19 protein-coding genes and 1 other annotated feature are annotated in these 20142 nt (G+C 42.7%); of the genes, 6 read left to right on the forward strand and 13 right to left on the reverse strand.

The annotated features are described in order from the left end of the window. Window positions 1-23: 23 nt before the first annotated feature. The 3 genes from H7J92_RS04710 to H7J92_RS04720 are packed head-to-tail and all read right to left on the reverse strand — an operon-like array spanning window position 24 to window position 2208. Complete coding sequence (locus H7J92_RS04710; protein ID WP_078817339.1) at window positions 24-959, reverse strand: RluA family pseudouridine synthase; 936 nt, start codon at window positions 957-959, stop codon at window positions 24-26. Continuing rightward, window positions 943-1776, reverse strand: a complete 834-nt coding sequence (locus tag H7J92_RS04715) for an NAD kinase (RefSeq protein ID WP_009765712.1) — start codon at window positions 1774-1776, stop codon at window positions 943-945. The genes H7J92_RS04710 and H7J92_RS04715 overlap by 17 nt, the downstream gene beginning before the upstream one ends. A 39-nt stretch (window positions 1777-1815) precedes the next feature. Next, on the reverse strand, window positions 1816-2208 hold the full coding sequence (locus tag H7J92_RS04720) for a UPF0738 family protein (RefSeq protein ID WP_078817338.1): 393 nt from the start codon (window positions 2206-2208) through the stop codon (window positions 1816-1818). A 157-nt stretch (window positions 2209-2365) separates the two neighbouring features. Here H7J92_RS04720 and H7J92_RS04725 point away from each other — a divergent pair, with 157 nt between their 5' ends. The 3 genes from H7J92_RS04725 to H7J92_RS04735 all read left to right on the forward strand — a co-directional run bounded on the left by H7J92_RS04725 (window position 2366) and on the right by H7J92_RS04735 (window position 4599). Next, window positions 2366-3052, forward strand: a complete 687-nt coding sequence (locus H7J92_RS04725; protein WP_009765714.1) for a lytic transglycosylase domain-containing protein — start codon at window positions 2366-2368, stop codon at window positions 3050-3052. 333 nt (window positions 3053-3385) lie between these two features. Beyond that, window positions 3386-3778, forward strand: coding sequence for a globin domain-containing protein (locus H7J92_RS04730; RefSeq protein WP_009765715.1), 393 nt, complete (start codon window positions 3386-3388; stop codon window positions 3776-3778). Next, a complete protein-coding gene (locus tag H7J92_RS04735; RefSeq protein ID WP_009765716.1) occupies window positions 3775-4599 on the forward strand; it encodes a DsbA family protein in 825 nt (274 codons plus the stop codon). The genes H7J92_RS04730 and H7J92_RS04735 overlap by 4 nt, the downstream gene beginning before the upstream one ends. 277 nt (window positions 4600-4876) lie before the next feature. Here H7J92_RS04735 and pepF read toward each other — a convergent pair whose 3' ends face one another. The 4 genes from pepF to spxA form a co-directional block, all read right to left on the reverse strand. Next, the gene (gene pepF, locus H7J92_RS04740; RefSeq protein ID WP_009765717.1) at window positions 4877-6694 is read right to left on the reverse strand and encodes an oligoendopeptidase F; all 1818 of its coding nucleotides are present in this window, start codon (window positions 6692-6694) and stop codon (window positions 4877-4879) included. Between the two features lie 51 nt (window positions 6695-6745). After that, complete coding sequence (locus H7J92_RS04745; RefSeq protein WP_221835633.1) at window positions 6746-7891, reverse strand: competence protein CoiA; 1146 nt, start codon at window positions 7889-7891, stop codon at window positions 6746-6748. A 743-nt stretch (window positions 7892-8634) separates the two neighbouring features. After that, the gene (gene mecA, locus H7J92_RS04750) at window positions 8635-9285 is read right to left on the reverse strand and encodes an adaptor protein MecA (RefSeq protein WP_078817335.1); all 651 of its coding nucleotides are present in this window, start codon (window positions 9283-9285) and stop codon (window positions 8635-8637) included. A gap of 230 nt (window positions 9286-9515) precedes the next feature. Next, window positions 9516-9914, reverse strand: coding sequence for a transcriptional regulator SpxA (gene spxA, locus H7J92_RS04755; RefSeq protein ID WP_009765721.1), 399 nt, complete (start codon window positions 9912-9914; stop codon window positions 9516-9518). A 417-nt stretch (window positions 9915-10331) separates the two neighbouring features. After that, window positions 10332-10546: a binding site (T-box leader), on the forward strand. Window positions 10547-10597: 51 nt separating this feature from the next. Here spxA and trpS point away from each other — a divergent pair. Continuing rightward, a complete protein-coding gene (gene trpS / locus H7J92_RS04760; protein ID WP_078817375.1) occupies window positions 10598-11584 on the forward strand; it encodes a tryptophan--tRNA ligase in 987 nt (328 codons plus the stop codon). Between the two features lie 425 nt (window positions 11585-12009). On the opposite strand, the gene fabF is transcribed toward trpS, so the two are convergent. Continuing rightward, window positions 12010-13245, reverse strand: a complete 1236-nt coding sequence (fabF, locus tag H7J92_RS04765) for a beta-ketoacyl-ACP synthase II (RefSeq protein WP_078817334.1) — start codon at window positions 13243-13245, stop codon at window positions 12010-12012. Window positions 13246-13482: 237 nt separating this feature from the next. Beyond that, the gene (locus H7J92_RS04770) at window positions 13483-14415 is read right to left on the reverse strand and encodes a beta-ketoacyl-ACP synthase III (RefSeq protein ID WP_078817333.1); all 933 of its coding nucleotides are present in this window, start codon (window positions 14413-14415) and stop codon (window positions 13483-13485) included. Window positions 14416-14593: 178 nt separating this feature from the next. Between H7J92_RS04770 and H7J92_RS04775 the strand changes: the two genes are divergently transcribed. Beyond that, window positions 14594-14776 carry a YjzD family protein gene (locus tag H7J92_RS04775; RefSeq protein ID WP_009765726.1) on the forward strand — a complete coding sequence of 61 codons (183 nt, stop codon included), beginning with the start codon at window positions 14594-14596 and terminating at the stop codon, window positions 14774-14776. A gap of 56 nt (window positions 14777-14832) precedes the next feature. On the opposite strand, the gene H7J92_RS04780 is transcribed toward H7J92_RS04775, so the two are convergent. The 4 genes from H7J92_RS04780 to H7J92_RS04795 form a co-directional block, all read right to left on the reverse strand. After that, window positions 14833-16983 (reverse strand): ATP-dependent Clp protease ATP-binding subunit, encoded by a 2151-nt coding sequence (locus H7J92_RS04780; RefSeq protein WP_425516844.1) that lies wholly within the window; start codon window positions 16981-16983, stop codon window positions 14833-14835. 165 nt (window positions 16984-17148) lie between these two features. Then, window positions 17149-17628: a ribonuclease E activity regulator RraA gene (gene rraA / locus H7J92_RS04785; protein ID WP_078817331.1), complete on the reverse strand. Its 480-nt coding sequence runs from the start codon at window positions 17626-17628 to the stop codon at window positions 17149-17151. Window positions 17629-17963: 335 nt separating this feature from the next. Further along, window positions 17964-18275 carry a metal-sulfur cluster assembly factor gene (locus H7J92_RS04790; protein WP_009765729.1) on the reverse strand — a complete coding sequence of 104 codons (312 nt, stop codon included), beginning with the start codon at window positions 18273-18275 and terminating at the stop codon, window positions 17964-17966. A gap of 46 nt (window positions 18276-18321) precedes the next feature. Next, window positions 18322-19098, reverse strand: coding sequence for a prolyl oligopeptidase family serine peptidase (locus H7J92_RS04795; protein ID WP_078817330.1), 777 nt, complete (start codon window positions 19096-19098; stop codon window positions 18322-18324). A 175-nt stretch (window positions 19099-19273) separates the two neighbouring features. Here H7J92_RS04795 and H7J92_RS04800 point away from each other — a divergent pair, with 175 nt between their 5' ends. Then, on the forward strand, window positions 19274-20113 hold the full coding sequence (locus tag H7J92_RS04800; protein WP_040758322.1) for a Cof-type HAD-IIB family hydrolase: 840 nt from the start codon (window positions 19274-19276) through the stop codon (window positions 20111-20113). The last annotated feature ends 29 nt before the right edge of the window (window positions 20114-20142 follow it).

Raw genomic sequence — 20142 nt, forward strand, 5'->3', positions numbered from 1 at the left:
TTCTGTTATTCCCCGGGAAATTATTACATACTCCTTATTTCGACTGTCTTACTTTGCTTTAAGTAGTACTTCATGTCACTTGGCAACGGACTATCAAATATCATTCTTTCCTTCGTAAGCGGGTGAAGAAAACTGATAGATGAACAATGCAATGCCTGACGCGCAAATTGGTGACTCGAAGCACCATACAAATCATCGCCAACTAAAGGATGGCCTAACCATTGCATATGAACACGTATTTGATGAGTTCTTCCCGTATGCAGTTTCAGCTCGACTACAGAAAAAGCCTGAACGTCATTGACATAATTACCCAGAAGAGTTACATCTGTTTTTGCGTATTGTCCCTCTGCACTTACCTTCCGCTCAATTATGCTTCCTTCTTTTCTATCGATTGGTTGTTCGATCCTAATCAAAGGAGTATTGATGTGACCTTCCGCGAATGCCGTATAGCGCCGATGAAAGAGCTGCTCATTCATCTGCTTACTTAATAAGTGATGAATGTGTCGATTTTTCGCCACGCAAATTACTCCTGACGTATCTGTATCCAGCCTCGTCACGATATGAGCTGTCGATAGTATGCCCTCTTCTTCAAACTTCCCACAGACAAAATTCGCAAGTGTTCCGGACGGATGATTACGTGAAGGGATTGTACTCTGACCTGCAGGTTTATCAAGTAATAAAATCGTCTTGTCCTCATATAAAACAGACAATGGACCCAATTCTGGCTTCAACCCTTCGCTCATCTGTTCAGGAGGGAACACTACGGTAACTTGATCACCTGGCCGTAAAATATAACGAACATTTTGTGCATGACCATTCACCAAGATATCCCCGCCTTGATATTTAATGGCGGTCAATGTGGTTTTGGAAATATCTTTCCTCGCTAAAAAATCTCGCAGTATCAGTTGTTCTTCCACTTCATAGTCTAATTGAAACAAATGATTAGCTATCCTGTTCATTGTCTTCACGTTCAAATCTTAAATCACTCGCTATAAAAGATTCATTCACTCGCTTCCAAAATGGGAAAGGTCTAAACCGCGCAAAGCCCATTTTTTCATTGGAAACTTTGTACTCAATAGACTTTACGTCTTTATGAAGCAATTGCAAGTGATCCACTGTCACCATGAAATCAGGCCCTTTTACAGGAGTCAACGTACAGATATGGTGATCGGGCAAAATAAGAGGAGAACCAACTGTTCGGAAGACGCGGTTATTGATCGATGCCATTTCCGTCAGTTGCATCGAAGGTAAAGATGGATGAATGATCGCTCCACCAAGTGACTTACTATAGGCAGTTGAGCCAGATGGCGTTGACATACATAAGCCGTCTCCTCTAAAGCGTTCAAAATGTTCCCCATTTAACTCAACGTCCATAACTAATGTCACTTCAGGTGATTTCACTGTTGATTCATTAAGTGCCAAATAGGATGCACTTTTTTCTGAGTGGCGGTAATTAATCGTCACTTCAATTAATGGATACTCAATGACTTCGTATTCCTGTCTAGCAATCAAAATCACTAATTTTTCTACTTCAGAAGGTTTCCAATCAGCATAAAATCCTAGATGACCTGTATGGATACCGACGAATGACGTCTTGTCGAGTCGATGTATGTATTTATGAAAAGCATGCAGTAATGTGCCATCTCCACCAATTGACAATACAATGTCCGGTTCTTCCTCATCATACTTTAAACCGAAATCTCGTAAATATACTCGCGCTTCTTTCATTAACTTATTCGAAAGTTCGTCGTTTCGAGACTGAATTGTGAATTTCATTACGCCACTTCCTTTCTATTTTGTTTCTTCGTATACCGCTTAGTTTTCCTGTTCTAATACAGATTGGAAGACTTTCTCAACAGCTGCACTGAATGCTTCACCATAATTATCATTGCCTTCGATATTCAATACCAGTGCCTGTAGTTCCTCTGCCGCGTTTTCTAGAGGTATTTTCTGATCTACCCAAATTAGAAAAGGTTCCATCTCATTCAACAGCAAATCTACAAGGCCGTACCAGCTTTCTTGTGGAAAATATGCATACTGATAGCCCGAATCATGATCAAATACATAAACAAATGATTGTCGGTCTGTGTCTGTCAGCATTTTTCCTGTAGGGACACTATCTAAAGGCCACTCTGCTTCCGGATCCAAAATAAAGTGTATTTCATTCCCTTGCTGACTCACTTTTATTATTTTATTTTTGATATCCAATATGATCACTTCCTTAATACAAGTCTTTACGTTCAGTCTACCATATGACACACATAGTTGCATTTTGTTATTGTACATTCGGGTACAAAAGTTGGTATAATGGATATAATCGACCAATGAAAAACTAATAGAAAAATCATAGATAGGGGGAGAAAGTATGAGCCTAGACCTACAAAATCTAAGGTTACTCCTAGAAATCAACGCGCTGCAAACGCTCGGAGCAGTTCAGTCCTTCAGCACGAACTCTTCAGGCAGCTCTAACGAATTCCAATCGATGCTGACGCAGTTAATGACAGAAAGTACATTAGGGTCAGTAAGTTCATCGAATACAGTGAATGGCACTGCTGCTGACGGCCTGCTTTACCAAGGCGCCAATCCAGTATACATGCCAGCCCATATTCCAGCATTCCAGTTACAGAACTCCTCTCCAACAATAGCTGCACCATCATCCGGTGCAACCTACCAAGGTCCGTATGGAGACATCATCAAGCAAGCTGCTGACAAATACCAATTGCCGCAAAATCTGATTGCCGCTGTCATCAAGCAAGAGTCCAACTTTAATAATAATGTCACGAGCCACGCAGGAGCAGCCGGCTTAATGCAATTAATGCCCGGAACAGCTAAATTCATCGGTGTCACAGACCGCTTTGACCCGCAACAGAACATCATGGGCGGCGCCAAATACTTGCGAAAAATGCTAGATCAATTCGGAAAAATAGAAACCGCACTGGCCGCATATAATGCAGGACCAGGGAACGTAAAAAAATATGGTGGAATTCCTCCCTTCAAAGAAACACAACAATACGTCAAAAAAGTCATGAATTACTACGGGCAGATGGCGTAGCATAGATATGTTTTAAAGTTTGATGTTTTGATGTTTCCTTCACTATTTTCTAAGGAACACGCTAGTTGATTGGAGTGAAAGGCGGGCGACTCCAGCGGGATTAGCGTGACAGGTGAGACCCTGGACTGAGCGAAGCGAAGGAAGCGGCTCACCGCACGCCCCGCGGAAAGCGTCACGCCTGTAGCGCAAATCAACGGTTCTCGGAATCCCTATTTACATCCAACCAGCAATTGCCTGCTATATAACAATAATTAGAAATAAGCTGTTTTATTTGTATACAAAATAATTCGTTGATAGAATAAAGTCACAGATGAACGAAGGGGTGTGAATGTAATGACCCGAAAACCTGTCATCCCTTTTGAGGAGATTGGCGAGAAAAGGTTACATGAACTAATTGAACGCTTCTATGATAAAGTGGCTGTGCACCCGGACCTTATTCCAATATTTCCTGAAGATTTAACCGAAACAATTCGGAAACAAAAACAATTTCAGACACAATATTTAGGAGGCCCTAACCTATATACGGAAGAACACGGCCATCCCATGATGAAGGCACGGCACATGCCGTTCCCAATTACGCCTACTCGCGCGAAAGCGTGGCTTGCATGCATGGAAGAAGCAATGGATGAAGTGGGACTGGAGGGACCGCTTCGGAATGTCTATTATCAACGCCTTGTCTTAACAGCCAACCATATGGTAAATAGGAACGAGGAGGAAGACCAGTGAACTATCTAACTGTTATTGATGATACGTTACACTATTCTACTTCAGCAAAACCAATTGAACTTTATGTATTTTTGGATCCATACTGCAAGGACTGCTGGTCACTCCAACCGCTCCTACGTAAACTTCAAGTAGAATATGATCATTATTTTACGTTGAGAGTTGCGTTGCGTACACCTATAAATAAACTAAATAGGAACTGCTTAACGGAGAGACAAGACCCCCAGCCGACAAAGCGATCAAACCCATGTTTCCCGAGCCTCGCGGTGAAAGCTGCTGAATTTCAAGGGAAACGGGCTGGCTTCCGTTACCTATCTTGCTTATTTGAGTATTCGTTTTTAAAGAAGCGTGATGTCACATCTTTTTCTGTGCTAGTTGAAATTGCCGCACGGATCAATCTAGATGTAGATGAATTCATTGTCGACTTCACGTCGGAAGAAGCAATACGCGCCTTGCAAGTCGATATGTTTCTAGGAAATGAAATGGAAGTAGATGAAGCACCGACTTTCGTATTTTTCAATAGCAATATTGAAGATGAAGGTTTGAAAGTGAGCGGTCTCTATGATTATGGGATTTACGAACAAATCTTAGAGGAATTGATTGGCGAACAGATCTTACCCGATATTCCGCCATCCATTAGCTCATTGTTCAATCGTTTTGATTTACTAACCACTAAAGAAGTTGCCGAAATCTATCATATTTCAGAAAAAGAAGCAGAACGCGAATTGAAGAAGCGCCTGCTCAAGCAGCAAATCGAACGAATTCCTTTCCAAGATCGAACGCTTTGGCGTAAAAAACAACCAAATTGCTCTCTAATTAAATAGTACTTATTCATATCCGAGGTGATCAAGAAAATGATCACTTCGGATTTCTTTATACAAAAAAAGAAAAGAGCATTCTCTCCTGGGGGGGAGTGAATACTCTTTTTCAAAGGGAATGGGAGAAATGTTCACGTTCAAACAAAAGGGGTGTATGTTTGGTATGTGATTTATTCCACGTACATAACATACCATATCTAACTTATGACTTCAACAAATTATACTCGCTTTCATCCTTATGTCACATACTCCGACAACATACCTAGAGATTTATAGCTATCGCTTATCCTCTCTTCGCCAAAAGCTGCTCGAGTTCATTTAATCGCTCTTCAAAAACACGGCACGCTTCTTCAATCGGTTTTTCAGATGTCATATCGACTCCTGCCTTTTTCAGCACCTCAATCGGATAATCAGAAGATCCAGCTTTCAGGAAGTTGGAAATGTATCGGTCGACTGCCGGCTCCCCTTCTTCGAGAATCTGTTTACTTAGCGCTACTGCTGCACTATACCCTGTCGCATACTGATAGACATAATAATTATAGTAGAAATGTGGAATACGCGCCCATTCCAAACCAATTTCTTCATCGCTGACGATTGCTTCACCATAATATTTTTGATTCAATGCATAGTACTCTTCTGTTAATTTTTCAGCTGTCAATGGCGTTCCTTCTTGATCCAACTTATGGATGAGATGCTCAAATTCAGCAAACATCGTCTGGCGGAATACAGTTGCACGGAATCCATCCAACCAATGGTTCAGCAAATAAATTCGTTTGTCTTCATCTGTAGTTACCTTCAATAAATGATCATTGAGTAATGCTTCATTCACTGTAGATGCTACTTCTGCAACGAAAATTGAATAGCCACTGTAAATAAACGGTTGATTTTGCCGAGAATAATAGCTATGGACACTATGGCCGAATTCATGCGCCAACGTGAATAAGTTATTCACATTATCTTGCCAATTCATTAAGATATACGGATTTGTTCCATATGAACCAGAAGAATAAGCACCTGAACGCTTTCCTTTGTTTTCACGGACATCGACCCAACGATTCTCAAGTCCTTCTTTTACGATCGAGGTATAATCTTCGCCTAGCGGATGAAAACTTTCCAGCATCGTCTCTTTCGCTTCTTCATAAGTGTATTTAATTTCTGTGTCTTCCACTAACGGCGTGTACATATCCCACATATGAAGTGTATCAAGTTGCAGTACTTTCTTACGCAAAGCAACATAGCGATGCAGCGAGTCTAAGTTCTTATTGATCGTAGAAACGAGATTCTCATATACTTGTTCAGGAATATGATTGCTGGATAATGCTGCATTTCTTGCAGAAGTATAATTCCTGATTCTCGCATTTACATTATGTGCCTTGACATTCCCGCTAAGTGTGGATGCAAATGTATTTTTGAACTCTCCATATTTTGCATACATTTCCTTAAATGCAGCTTCTCTCACCTTAGGGTCTTTACTCTCTAAAAAACGAGAATACCGGCCATGTGTTAGTTGGATTTCATTTCCTTCTTCATCCTTAACTAATCCGAAGGTTAGATCAGCATTATTCAACATGCTGAACGTTTCAGCCGGATTTCCAGTTACTTCGGACAACTGAGCGAGTAATGCCTCTTGTTCAGTTGATAGAATATGCGCACGTTCTGCATTCAATTCCTTAAACTCTTGTTTATACAAACGCAAACCTTCATGCGATTCAATCGTTTGGTTTAATTGCTCTTCGTCTATAGAAAGCAGCTCGGGCGTAAAGTAAGACAATGCTGTGGACACCTTTACTACTAGTGACTTGATACGGCCATCCATTGTTTGATAAAAACCATTCGTCGTATCCTGATCAGTTTTAAGATGTGCATACGTATACAATCTGCGTAAACGCTCTGCCAATTTATCACGGTACGTCAATGCCTCAAAAAGTTGTCTTGCTCCGTTGCCGAGCGTCCCTTTATACTGCTCAGCTTCATTGACCATCTCTTCAACTTTTTGATATTCTTTATCCCATGCTTCATCGGAAACAAAAATATCTTCCAGACGCCAAGTTTCTTCTTCAGCTACTTCGTCACGTGTTAAAACTTTTTGATCGGTTGTCAATCAAATTCCTCCTTCAGCCATTTCACCGTAATTCGAATCCACTATATTTTCTCAATTCTTCGCATGCATTGCAAGAAATCGCCCTGCCAGAATTTCCTGCACGAAATTACCTCCAATAAATTTATCCATTCTGTAGATATCTATGCGCTCTTGGCGTAAAAAATCCGTATACACTCTGCATGCTTTTAATTGATCTTCCGTCTCTCCTTCAAATCTTTTAATAAACGTTCGAAAAAATGATGAATTAAGCTGATTAGGCATTTTTCTAGTTTCCCGCATTGCTGCAACAAGCAACAGTTGCCATTCACAGTCAGGCTGTTTGAATGCCTCCTGTCCCGCCGTCGGCACGCCAACCCATGAAGGCAGTTGAATCGGTTGAATTCGCATTTCATAGCACGCACGTAAAAAACGATTATGAATTCCTAGTGGATTGTAACCGATCACAGAACGAAGATACTTTCGCCGGGCTGATTGATAGTGACGAGTCAGCTCCTCTATATCTGTCGGGTTCGGTGCTGCGGGCGTAGCAAAAGGAACCGTTTGTTTATCTATGCGCAAAATCAAATGGCGAACGGCATAAGTAGAACCATGCAGATGAATCATATGGCTGAGGTAATGAAATTGTTCGCTAAGCGGATGGTATGTAAGAAGGATGGTGATCCGGTCATTGATTTGCCGAATAAAAAAATGATGGAACTGAGAGATACGAATAGAGAGTGTGGCTGCAGAAGTGGCATGGATCGTTTGAGGGGTTAAGACAATCCAGATCGGCAGCATGTTTAGCATGTGGTAGCCAGCGTTTCTTTGCTGGACAAGCGAAAGTGGAATGACACTACATTGGAACTCGATAGGGACCGCAGTATCCTGCCAAGTAACGAGAAGGTCCGGCCTTTGTCGCACGTCTACTAAAAAAGGTTCTAAGTTGACGTTGAGGGCGTGGCGGGAAAACAATTCGTATAGTTGAGTTTTACCAAGCAGATGAGTTGGAGATTCTCCTTCTGAGAAGCTGTCTCGGCAGTTGGTCTGCTGACGGTGCGCAAAGTGTGGTATCATAACGTCGCCGACTTTCAAAATCAGCTTTTCTTTGCATTGGGGACAATAGAACGTTTCGTCTTCACGCCATTTTCTTAAGTGTTCTAGGGAATATTGTTTAGTCAAGATCACCAGTTCCCCGCCAGTTGTACGAGCTGTCAACAAGTTGTTCACTCTCCTTCCAGCTATATTCTACGAATTAACTGATTATTTTGCAAGTCTTTTTACATACTAAAAGCTTGTGACGTTTTGTTTTGCTGAACTATTGTATGAGGTTATTGTTTTTTGATATTTTGTTGTCTCGTCGCTTGACTCATAGTGGGTTATGGCAAGGGGCAGAGGTTGTGCATTGTCATCGCTTCGCCGCTGGGGTTGTCTCCTGGCTTCGGCTGACCCCTTTGTTGGTGTCAGGAAGTACTTGAGTGTGGTGTTTAAAGAAGTAATATATCATCATCTCGTTGCTCGAATTTTTAATGTGTCCAAGATAGGTACAGGGGTGTACATTGTCGCCGCTTCGCCGCTGGGGGATTGCCTCCCGCCATGAGCCACCTAGCAAAGAACGCTAGCTGCCTCATGGCTTCGGCCGACCCTGCAGTTGCGGCTTCGCTTTTACGTACAAATTAAAGAGTGCGGTGTTTAAAATAGAAGATATTTCAGTGTCCGCTTTGTAGTTTGCAAAGAATGCTCTCCCCACACTAAACGTAGGCGCCTTACAAGCGGTAGGCGGAGTGATGAGACAGACAGGGGCCCTTCCTGACTGGCTCATCGCGGGAGCCATCCGCAAGCGCCGAAGTGAGTTCAGTGACGACACTTCCTTTGCCTGCCGCCTCACGATTGATAAAAAGCCATACTTTAACTAAGGGCGCATACAAAAAAAGCTACCAAATTATTGGTAGCTTTCCAGTGGATTATGAAAAATATTTATCTATTTGAGCGAAAGCGTCGGACTCCATAACGGCTGTGCCATATTCCTCAATACGATGAATCGACATCTTAGATAGAATGCCGTATTCTGTGATCATACTGATAATGTCCTTGGCGCGTTTCGTATCTATAAGAGTGTAATCAAACCGCAAGTTGAGATAATAACGACCCTCAAATGCATACAGCTGAGTTTCAAAAGGGTCTTCGAGTGAAGCCATTTGAGATGCCAATGGAATCAGCTCATCAAAATCTCTGAATACAAACAACTTATCATTGACTTGCACTTCTTCTTCACTATCCTCTTCCGTTTCATTGATCGCGTCAAAAATCGGATCGAATAATTCTTCAGGGTCTTCAATGCCAAAAGGAAATTGTGAAGATTCAGCGTTCTTCGGAAGATGTGCTCTTGTCACAATCACTTCAATTCCCTCATTCATAGCATTGACTTGAATCCAAAGCGGTCCTTCTACTTCGAACTCTGTATCATCGCCAAGTTCATCCATCATATCCCAAAAAAGCTCTTCACTTTTATCGCGGTTATACCAAACATCTTCTTTGCTAAAGCCGCGATCTTCAATATCTCCATAAGAAAGATAAAACTTTACCGTATTTTCGTTAATGCGCTCTATTTCCATCCCTTATCTCTCCCTTCTGTCAAACAGGCCTTCCCCTGTTTTATAATTTAAACTCACTTGCAATGCTTACTCTTACTATATGTCGACCAAACCGATTTCGAAAGGGTTTATTTCAATTGCCTAAGCATTGAAGCGAAAATCCTAGAGGAATACAAGGGAATTTCAATTCAAAAAAGCTGATAGGCACAAATGTATCCAGTGTGTCATCCCTATCAGCTTTTGTATTCAGATTAGTTCACCATTCGCCGCGCTTCGAGCAGCTGATAGGCTCTAACTTTTCTCGGTAGGAAACGACGAATCTCATCTTCATTGTACCCTACTTGGAGTCTTTTTTCATCTAGAATGATTGGTCTTCTTAAAAGGCCCGGATGTTCTTGAATTAATTCATATAACCTTTGAAGCGGCAGACTCTCTACGTCAACATTCAACTTTTGAAAAATCTTGGAACGCGTGGAGATAATTTCATCTGTACCGTCTTCTGTCATGCGAAGAATTTGTTTGATTTCTTGAATGTTCAATGGCTCAGAGAAGATATTACGCTCGGTATAAGGAATCTCATGTTCCTCCAACCATGCTTTTGCTTTCCTACAAGATGTACAACTAGGTGATGTATAAAGTGTAACACCCATGTATTGACACGTCCTTTCCCACGGCTTACGCTCATTTAGATTTGATATGTTTAGATTTCAATTTAGAATTATTATAATTTGTCTTCATACTACTCATTATACACATAATCATTCTCAATTAATATAGTTTTTCCAAAAAAATTATACAGAATTTCGACATTCTTTAGTTCCTACAAATCTGTGCAGAATGATGCTGTTTTATGCGGTAATTGAACATCTTCTCTTTTTATACCCAGTAATGAATTGATTTAAACCTACTAAAAAGAAAGAAATGGTATTCTCATTTAGAAAGTCGTTCTATCTTTTTCTCTCTCCTCTATAGTACGTACAGATGTACTGAAAGGTTTCAATTTAATCCTTATTTTTTTCTGAAAGTTGCATTTTCCAATCGAAATCGATATACTTTAGAGCAATAAGTAAATGGCGAAGAAGGAAAAAGTATTTTTGACGCGATTTTCTCAGAGAGCCTGTCTATGGTGGAAGCAGGCAAAATCGTACAAAAAGAATGGGCTCCCGAGCTTGACGGACGAACAACAGTAGTCCGACACGTATCCCGCGTTAAGGGAATAGAGCGGCTTTTAACGAAGCAATTCGGGTGGTACCACGGTTACTTTTCATCAATCGTCCCTTTTTATAGGGATGGCTGGTGTTTTTTTATGCCAATTTATAAAGGAGGAAATACAATGAAAACTATATTCTCAGGTGTTCAACCAACAGGTGTCATCACATTAGGAAATTATATTGGCGCTTTCCGCCAATTTGTAGAGTTGCAAAATGAAGAGGACTGCATCTTTTGCATCGTTGACCAACACGCTATTACCGTGCAGCAAAATCCTGACGACTTAAAACAAGCTATCCGATCCCTTGCCGCCACCTATATCGCGAGCGGCATCGATCCAGAAAAATCTACACTCTTTATTCAATCGGAAGTTCCCGCTCACGCACAAGCAGGATGGATTATGCAATGCGTCTCTTACATCGGCGAACTAGAACGCATGACACAGTTCAAAGACAAATCTGAAGGTGCTGAAGGTGTCTCTGCAGCGCTGTTGACTTACCCTCCATTAATGGCTGCAGATATTTTACTGTACAACACAGATATCGTCCCTGTCGGTGAAGACCAAAAGCAACATTTGGAGCTGACAAGAGATTTGGCGGAACGTTTCAATAGCCGCTATGGCAAAGTATTGACCATTCCTGCCGTTCGTATTCCAAAAAACGGCGCCCGAATAAAATCTTTACAAGATCCTTTAAAGAAAATGAGTAAATCCGATCCAAATAAAAAAGCGACGATCTCCATTCTGGATACGCCGAAAGAAATTGAAAAGAAAATCAAAAGTGCTGTTACAGATTCAGAAGGCGTTGTGAAATTCGATGTTGAAAACAAACCTGGTGTCTCAAATTTATTGATCATCGAATCTTCATTAGGCGGATTGTCCATCTCAGAACTGGAGACAAAATATGAGGGGCTTGGCTATGGCGCCTTTAAAGCTGGCGTAGCTGAAACGGTCAACAATCATTTAGCAGGAATCCAGCAGCGTTATCATGAATTAATTGATTCACCTGAATTGGATTCTATTCTGGACCAAGGCGCTGAAAAAGCAAATGCCATCGCTTCCACCACTCTCAAGAAGATGGAGGCCGCGATGGGCTTGGGACGCAGACGGTAAACACTAACGAAATAATGGCTATGACGAGCATTGTAAAGTCTGTCGACTGCAACATAAACAAAGTAATTTGCTTATAATCGTAACCGAGTGCTGCGTAGTTCAAGTAGAAGAGTAAATTGGCAACACAGATGACGATAATAGAATAGCTGAATAGGAAAACTAGAAAACGCGTCAAACGGATCCTCGCCCTTTATCGTTTTCTTTCATCTTATGTATAAGTACATGCCTTTTAGACGAGTACTTTCAACTTGCTTGCACGGAAAGTATTAAGAGTAGATGCATGGATCATGAAGAGAATGAACAGAGCGACCACAAGCCCATGTGCCCTATCCGAGCTTTCCCCTCCAACGTTAATTCACTTTATCATTTCATCGTTTATTAAAAGTCAAAAAAAGGAAAGAGCTACTGTGCTCTTTCCTTTTTCATTATATTTTCTTAAATACCAGCGAAGCGTTGTGACCGCCGAAGCCTAGAGAGTTGCTCATTGCATAGGTGATGTTTGCTTTACGTGCTTCATTGACCACGTAATCTAAATCACATTCTGGATCCGGAGTTTCGTAATTCATTGTCGGAGGAATGATGCCCTCCTGCAAAGCCTTTACGGTAAAGATCGCTTCAATACCGCCAGCCGCGCCGAGTAAATGGCCCGTCATGGATTTTGTCGAACTCATTGCCAACTTATAGGCATGTTCACCAAACACTGTTTTGGCAGCCATCGTTTCGAATAAATCATTATACGGCGTACTCGTCCCATGCGCGTTAATATAATCAATTTGCGTAGGATCAATCTCCGCTTTTTCCAGCGCCTGTACCATTGCACGTGCGCCACCTTCTCCGCCTGGTGCTGGAGCCGTGATATGGTGTGCATCTCCAGTAGAACCATAGCCGACGATTTCCGCATAAATTTTTGCGCCACGTTTGACCGCATGTTCATACTCTTCCAAGATCAGAATTCCTGCTCCCTCTCCCATTACGAATCCATCACGATTCTTATCGAACGGACGAGATGCTTTTTCAGGGTCTTCATTCAAGGAGAGTGCCGTGCTTGCAATGAAACCTGCTACTGCAAGTGACGTAATCGGCGCTTCTGTTCCTCCAGTGATCATGACGTCTGCATCTCCGCGAAGTATAACTTCAAACGCATCTCCGATCGAGTTCGTGCCGGAAGCACAAGCTGTTACCGAACAGGAGTTGATGCCTTTTGCTCCAGTGAAAATTGATACTTGTCCTGCCGCCATATCCGGTATCATCATGGGGACAAAAAATGGACTGACACGTCGATAGCCTTTTTCAAGGAATGTATTGAATTGGGTTTCATGCGATTCCATACCGCCGATCCCCGACCCGATCCACACGCCTGTGCGAAGCGCCAGTTCATCATCCAGCTCAAGATCCGCATCCTTCATTGCCATCATGGCAGAAGCGACGGCATAGTGTGTGAAACGATCCATCTTACGTGCGTCTTTACGTGAAACAAATTGTTCGATATCGAAATCTTTAACTTCCGCCATCACACGGACCGGGAATTTTTCCTGATCCAGTCGCGTCATAATATCAATGCCGGATTTTCCTTCCACAACTGCTTTCCATGAGTCTTCTGCGGTATTTCCTACTGGTGAAACGCCACCGATTCCCGTAATCACTACACGTCGTTTTTCCAATTCTAAACTTCCTTTCTATAATCAATTACGCCTTGGCGTAATTGCGTCCAGATTTTGAATTGTGCATGCACAATTCACTCCTCTCAAAATCTGTGACATCCGCCGGAGGCATGATTTTTGTTCAGCAGGCGTTTGAACAGCCACTGAACAGGAAACAAAATCGTATTCATGTGACCAACTGTAAAGGTGAGAGTTTTCTGCTGAATAAAGATCAACTTGTTCGTTCTTTTTAATGTTTTACTTACCCCATTTTATACATAAGGCGCCCCATGTCAAGCCGCCACCAAATCCAACCAATACAATCACGTCATCATCTTTGACGCGACCTTCCGCTAAATCATCCGTCAATGAAATTGGAATAGAAGCTGCGGAAGTATTGCCGTATTTATGAACGGACTTCGACATCTTTTCAATCGGCAATCCTAAGCGCTCACGCGAAGCCTCCATAATGCGTATATTTGCTTGATGAGGAACCAGATAATCCACATCATCTTTAGTAAGTCCTGCTTTTTCAGTGACTGAGAGCGCAGATTCGCCCATCTGACGGACTGCGAACTTAAATACTTCGCGACCGTTCATTTCGATGAACTCTCTATGGCATAGGTGTTTACCTCCAGAACCATCCGCACCTAGTTCAAATGAAAGAATTCCTCTTCCTTCACTCACTTTCCCTACAACTGTAGCACCTGCACCATCTCCAAACAAAACAGCTGTGTTGCGATCTTCCCAGTCTGTAATTTTAGACAGCTTTTCCACCCCGACAACTAAGACATAATCGTACGTGCCTGCTTCGACAAATTGCTTTGCAGTCACCACACCATATATAAATCCTGCACATGCTGCCGAAACATCCATTGCAGCCGCATTTTTTGCACCCAAACGTTCTTGAATCATTGTTGAAACGGAAGGAAACGTATAATCCGGTGTCACTGTCGCCACTAGGATAAGACCTATCTGATCAGGGCGAATTTCTGCCGATGCGAGCGCTTCTTTCGCCGCTTCAAAAGCCATGTCTGATGTATTCGTATCATCATCTGCAATCCTGCGTTCTTCGATACCTGTGCGTGTACGAATCCATTCATCTGAAGTATCTATTCGTTTTTCCAAATCTTCATTCGTCAAAACATGTGGCGGGTTGTATTTCCCCATACCCAGCAGCCCTGCTCTCATTTCATCTACCCCGTTTCTTATCATCTATTATTAGTACCTGGTGTTAATTATAGAAGAAAATCGCTCACTTTTCAATACAAGGACACTTTTTCGTCAAAATTAAATTTATTTATTATTTCATCGTTTTGATCGGCTATGGTATGATGAAGTTTGAAATAGACTAGTCGAGGTGAAAATCATGCAATATATTATGACATTTGTTTGGTCATTCCTATTAGTTGCCATGTTGAACTATGTTGCAGGTTCAATTGTCGAGGCACCATTTGACTTCATGACAGGTGTAATCGTCTCTATCGTTATGGCTGTTGTTGTACTTATTATCACAGCAATTATCCCTGATGAAGCTCCAGCAGACGTATAACACATAAAAAGCGTAAGAACTATTGACAGTTCTTACGCTTTTTAAAATTTCACAGATTAATCTTTCTTGATGAGCTGAACAACTAATTGTCCATCTTCCATCGACAATTGAATTTGTTCGTCTTCCTGCAGACTACCTCTAATCACTTCTTTAGCGACCTTCGTTTCCACATGACGCTGAATAAATCGCTTCAACGGCCGTGCACCAAAATCCGCATCTGCACCTTCCGCCACAATCCAGTTCACGACGTCTTCATCGTAGCTTAACGTCGCATCCTGCATTGCCAAACGTTCCACTAAATCACCCAACATTTTGCGGGTAATCGACTTGAACGAGTCCGCCGTTAACGAGTGAAAGATAATGATGTCATCCATCCGGTTCAACAACTCGGGTTTAAAATGGCGGCGTAACTCTGCCATAATCAAGTCTTCTTTTGCATGATCTCCGTCTTCTAAGTTGCCTTCTAATAAATAAGCAGAGCCGATATTGGATGTCATAATCACAACGGTATTCGTAAAGTTGACCAACCGCCCTTGACTGTCTGTTATCCGACCGTCATCCAAAATCTGCAGCAAAATGTTCGCCACATCTGGATGCGCCTTCTCGATTTCATCCAGCAGCACGACAGCATACGGGTTTCGTCGAACAGCCTCCGTTAATTGACCGCCTTCTTCGTAGCCGATATATCCTGGAGGTGCCCCAACAAGACGTGACACACTATGCTTCTCCATATATTCAGACATGTCGATCCGGACGAAATGATCTTCAGAATCAAATAAAGTGGCAGCCAGCGTCTTCGCCAATTCCGTTTTCCCGACACCAGTCGGACCTAAGAATAAGAACGATCCAATCGGCTTATTCGGATCTTGAATTCCTGCACGTGCACGCCAAACAGCTTCCGTCACGAGCTGCACCGCGTTATCTTGACCAATAACGCGTTCTTTCAATGTTTCATGCAAACGAAGTAACTTCTCCCGCTCACCTTCCACAAGTTTCGTCACAGGAATGCCTGTCCAACGGGCTACGATGGAAGCAATTTCTTCTTCCGTCACTTCTTCACGCAACAAACGAAGGTCCTGACTTCCTTCCAATGGACTCTCAAGCGCTTTTAATTCTTTTTCCAATTCAGGAATTTTACCATACTGCAATTCAGCAGCTTTATTCAAATCAAAACGAGCTTGCGCATCTTCCAGTTCTCTTCGATAGCGATCGAGTTCTTCCCGCTTGCTCTGAACTTCCTTCAGTGCTGTTTTTTCAGAATCCCACTGCTCACGCATATCTTTAGATGAATCTTTCAGTTGCTGCAACTCTTCTCGCAGCGTAACCAATCGAGATTGACTCATGGAATCTTTTTCTTTCCGCAAAGCCTGCTCTTCAATCTCGAGTTGCATGATTCGGCGAGTTACTGCATCTAATTCTTGCGGCATCGAATCGATTTCTGTCCGAATCATCGCGCTAGCTTCGTCAATCAAATCGATCGCTTTGTCGGGCATGAAACGCTCGGTTAAATAACGATCCGATAACGTGGCGGCAGCGACCAAAGCACGGTCATGTATCCGTACACCGTGATGCAGTTCAAAACGTTCTTTCAATCCTCGCAAAATTGAAACGGTATCTTCAACAGATGGCTCGCGCACCATCACTTGTTGGAAACGACGTTCTAATGCTGGATCTTTCTCGATATACATACGATACTCATCAAGCGTTGTCGCACCGATACAGTACAGCTCACCTCTAGCAAGCATCGGTTTCAGCATATTCCCTGCATCCATCGCGCCCTCCGTTTTCCCCGCGCCGACAATCGTATGAATTTCATCAATAAATAAGATTATTTCGCCATCGCTGTCTTTCACCTGCTTGAGGACACCTTTAAGACGTTCTTCAAATTCTCCCCGATACTTGGCACCTGCAATGAGCGCACTCATATCCAGTTCAAAGATTTTACGGTCCTTCAAATCTTCCGGCACGTCACCTTTGACAATTCGCTGTGCCAACCCTTCAACGATTGCAGTTTTACCAACACCTGGTTCCCCGATTAGCACAGGATTATTTTTTGTTTTTCTAGACAAAATTCGGATCACATTTCGTATTTCTTCATCCCGGCCAATGACCGGATCCATTTTTCCATTTTTCACTTCATCAACAAGATTACGACCAAATTGCTCAAGTGGTGAGCGCTGGTCTTCTTGTACACCATCCATACGCATAAACATCCACCTTTCGTTTGTTTGACTTTGACTATCTTTGATTAATTTAATTATAGTCTCTTTTCTACGAGAAGTAAATTGATTTGCTTAGTTAAGAGTTACTTTATTATGTGGTTATTTCCCATAAAAAAACCGTTTGCATTATGCAAACGGCCAATATAATTTTTACACCAATTTCCGCGGCGCCACGACAACCCCATCTTCATCTGCGTAGACATAGTGTCCGGGAATCCATTCGACATTTCCGAAATGAAGGACTTCTCCAATTTGACCTTCGCCTCGTTTAATACTTTTCACTGGCATGCTGCCGATTGCCATGACTCCGATTTCTTGTGTGCCGAGATCTGCCGTATCGCGTGCACATCCATAGATGATAACGCCAGCCAGTTTTCGATTTTGCGCAATTTCGCCAAGCATGTCCCCCATTAATGCGCAGCGCTTTGAGCCTCCTCCGTCAACAACGAGTACATTGCCTTCAGGAATCGTTTGCAGTGCTTCTTTTACCAAGACATTGTCTTCGAAGACTTTAACTGTGGAAATCGGCCCCGAGAATCGTTTGTGTTTGCCATACGAGTTGAATTCCACGGTGCATACTTGTAGTTCATCGATGAAGTCATCGCATAAATCTGCTGTTTTTACTGACATTTCCCTATTCCCCCTAATAGATACTGTTTAACGCTACATCCTTCATATTCGACAAAATTTTGCAATTCCTTCTTTTTCATAGACTGAAATAAAAGATTACAGGGCGAGTAGTCCGAGGGATGGCGGTCCGGGGATTTGCGCTCTGGGTGGACGCTTACCGTGGGGCGTGCGTCTTGAGACCCCGCAGGAAGCGTAGCGAACGAGGAGGCTCAAGGCCACGCCCCCCGGAAAGCATACCGTCTGAAGCGTAAATCCCGTTCCACTCACCCCGTCTGTTTTTATTTTAAACAGCACAAAAAAACCATACCACAAAGAGTATGGTTCGGTGATGCATATTAGCGTACGCCCAGTGCCATCTTAGCGTAACGGGACATATTATCTCGGGACCATGGCGGGTTCCAGACAATGTCAACTTCTGTATCTTTTACTTCAGGAAGTTCCATTAACTCCTGTTTGATGTTGGCTACGATTTGCGGCCCCATCGGACAGCCCATGGAAGTCAATGTCATCGTGATTTTTGCCAGACCTTCATCGAGCAGCTCGGCGTTATACACTAACCCTAAGTTGACAATATCGACACCTAACTCCGGGTCAATGACGTTCTCCAACGCGCCAAACAGGTAATCTTTGATTTCATCTTTGCTCATCGGAATACTCCTCTCTGTTGTGTGCTATCTTCATCTTACCAACATACTACCTTGCAATCAAATGCTGTGCAAGCCAATCGACTGACGCGAGCATACCGGGACGCGAAACAGCATGACCTGATTCCTCTTCCGGCATCCAGCCCAAACGTTCCGGATGGTCTTTATAGTCTTGCTGAATTTCAGAATAAAATTCATTTGTAAGTTCAAACGGCACAAGTGTATCCTGCTCGCCGTGCCACATGAAAAGCGGGCGACGATTCAGTCTGTTTGGATTTTTCGACAAATCTACTTGCTCCAATGCAGCGAAAAGTTGTTCGCGTTCAGCTGGGGTAACCGGTAATTCTTTGCCGGCTCGTTCCGCGTAAGCGATCTGTCCTTTGGCAAGTCGTGTAAAAGCTGGAGAACCCATCATAACGGAAGCTGCGTCTATCCAGTCATAGCTCGCGAGGCAGCCGAATGTCGTGATGCCGCCCATAGACGTACCACCGACACCGATTGACGTGCTGTTCTCTATTAGATCTTTCGCTTTCAACTCTTGATGAATCACGTCTGCTTCCTTAATTGAAGTTAAGACAATTTCCCAAAACCGCAGTTGCAGTTGAAATTCATCGTTCGATTCTGAACGTGCTCCATGCAACTTCGCATCCGGCAAAATTACCCGGATTCCTTGCTTCGCTAAATTGTAAGCATAATGCAAGTTATGCTCTTTAGCGCTCATGAATCCATGAAAAAAGATGACCGTAGGAATATGTTCTTGCTCTTTGGATTGGTCTACGATATGTAGTACAGGGATATGTTGCCACTGTTCCGAACGAATGATCATTCAAATTCCTCTTTTCTGACAAATGTGTACTGTTATTTTAGGATAACAACAATTACGATAGAAGACAAAAACTTCGCCTTGCCCTTGATTTTTTGACTTACTTGCTCCATTAACGATAAACTATGAAGATATAATGAGTAGACTTAATCATATCACTATAGTAGGAGAGGATACGTTGAAACCACATTTAATTGTTTTAGACTTAGACGGAACGTTATTGACTGATGAAAAAGTAATTTCTCCAAAGACTGAAGAAACATTGCAACTTGCGGCTTCTGAGGGGCACTATGTCATGATTGCGACAGGTCGTCCATACCGGGCTAGCGAAGTGTATTACCGCCAGCTTGGACTGACTACACCGATCGTCAATTTTAATGGCGCCTTCGTCCATCACCCATCAGATACTTCCTGGAAGACTATTCACGAAACGATTGCCCTTCCTATCGTCAACGAAGTAGTGGAAGCGATGCAGCAGTTTCCGGTTGAGAATATCGTTGCAGAAGTGATGGACGATGTGTATGCTCAGTATCATGATGAGCGCTTTTTGGATATCCTAAGCTTCGGTAATCCACGAATTACAGAAGGCGATATCCGAAGATCCTTAAAAACGGATCCGACCAGTTTATTGATCCAAGCAAACGAACAAACAGTGGATCCAATCCGTCAGCACCTTGAAGATATTCATGCGGAAGTAATCGACCATCGCCGCTGGGGCGCACCTTTTAATATCGTGGAAATTGTACGCCACGGTTTAAATAAAGCTGTCGGCATAGATGCAGTCTCAAAATGGCTGAATGTCCCACAAGACCGTATCATCGCTTTCGGCGACGAAGACAACGACCTGGAAATGATTGATTACGCAGGAGTGGGCGTCGCAATGGGCAATGCCATCGACCGCCTAAAAACCATTGCAGACGAAGTAACCGACTCTAATAATGAAGACGGCATCTCGCATATCCTGAAAGATCGGCTCTCTTTAGGGAAAGTAAAACTTAAGACGAACAGCAGTAATTGATCGTAAATATATAAGTTCAGGGGGAATTC

The sequence above is a fragment of the Sporosarcina aquimarina genome, assembly GCF_019748715.1.
GTDB lineage: Bacteria > Bacillota > Bacilli > Bacillales_A > Planococcaceae > Sporosarcina > Sporosarcina newyorkensis.

Coding starts and splice junctions, on each gene's coding strand:
- mecA (WP_078817335.1), bottom strand. CDS start 9,285: ATGGAAATAGAGCGCATTAACGAAAATACGGTAAAGTTTTATCTTTCT.
- H7J92_RS04780 (WP_425516844.1), bottom strand. CDS start 16,983: ATGCGTATGGATGGTGTACAAGAAGACCAGCGCTCACCACTTGAGCAA.
- H7J92_RS04775 (WP_009765726.1), top strand. CDS start 14,594: ATGCAATATATTATGACATTTGTTTGGTCATTCCTATTAGTTGCCATG.
- H7J92_RS04790 (WP_009765729.1), bottom strand. CDS start 18,275: ATGAGCAAAGATGAAATCAAAGATTACCTGTTTGGCGCGTTGGAGAAC.
- trpS (WP_078817375.1), top strand. CDS start 10,598: ATGAAAACTATATTCTCAGGTGTTCAACCAACAGGTGTCATCACATTA.
- H7J92_RS04795 (WP_078817330.1), bottom strand. CDS start 19,098: ATGATCATTCGTTCGGAACAGTGGCAACATATCCCTGTACTACATATC.
- H7J92_RS04715 (WP_009765712.1), bottom strand. CDS start 1,776: ATGAAATTCACAATTCAGTCTCGAAACGACGAACTTTCGAATAAGTTA.
- spxA (WP_009765721.1), bottom strand. CDS start 9,914: ATGGGTGTTACACTTTATACATCACCTAGTTGTACATCTTGTAGGAAA.
- rraA (WP_078817331.1), bottom strand. CDS start 17,628: ATGTCAGTAAAAACAGCAGATTTATGCGATGACTTCATCGATGAACTA.
- H7J92_RS04725 (WP_009765714.1), top strand. CDS start 2,366: ATGAGCCTAGACCTACAAAATCTAAGGTTACTCCTAGAAATCAACGCG.
- H7J92_RS04730 (WP_009765715.1), top strand. CDS start 3,386: ATGACCCGAAAACCTGTCATCCCTTTTGAGGAGATTGGCGAGAAAAGG.
- H7J92_RS04770 (WP_078817333.1), bottom strand. CDS start 14,415: ATGAGAGCAGGGCTGCTGGGTATGGGGAAATACAACCCGCCACATGTT.
- H7J92_RS04710 (WP_078817339.1), bottom strand. CDS start 959: ATGAACAGGATAGCTAATCATTTGTTTCAATTAGACTATGAAGTGGAA.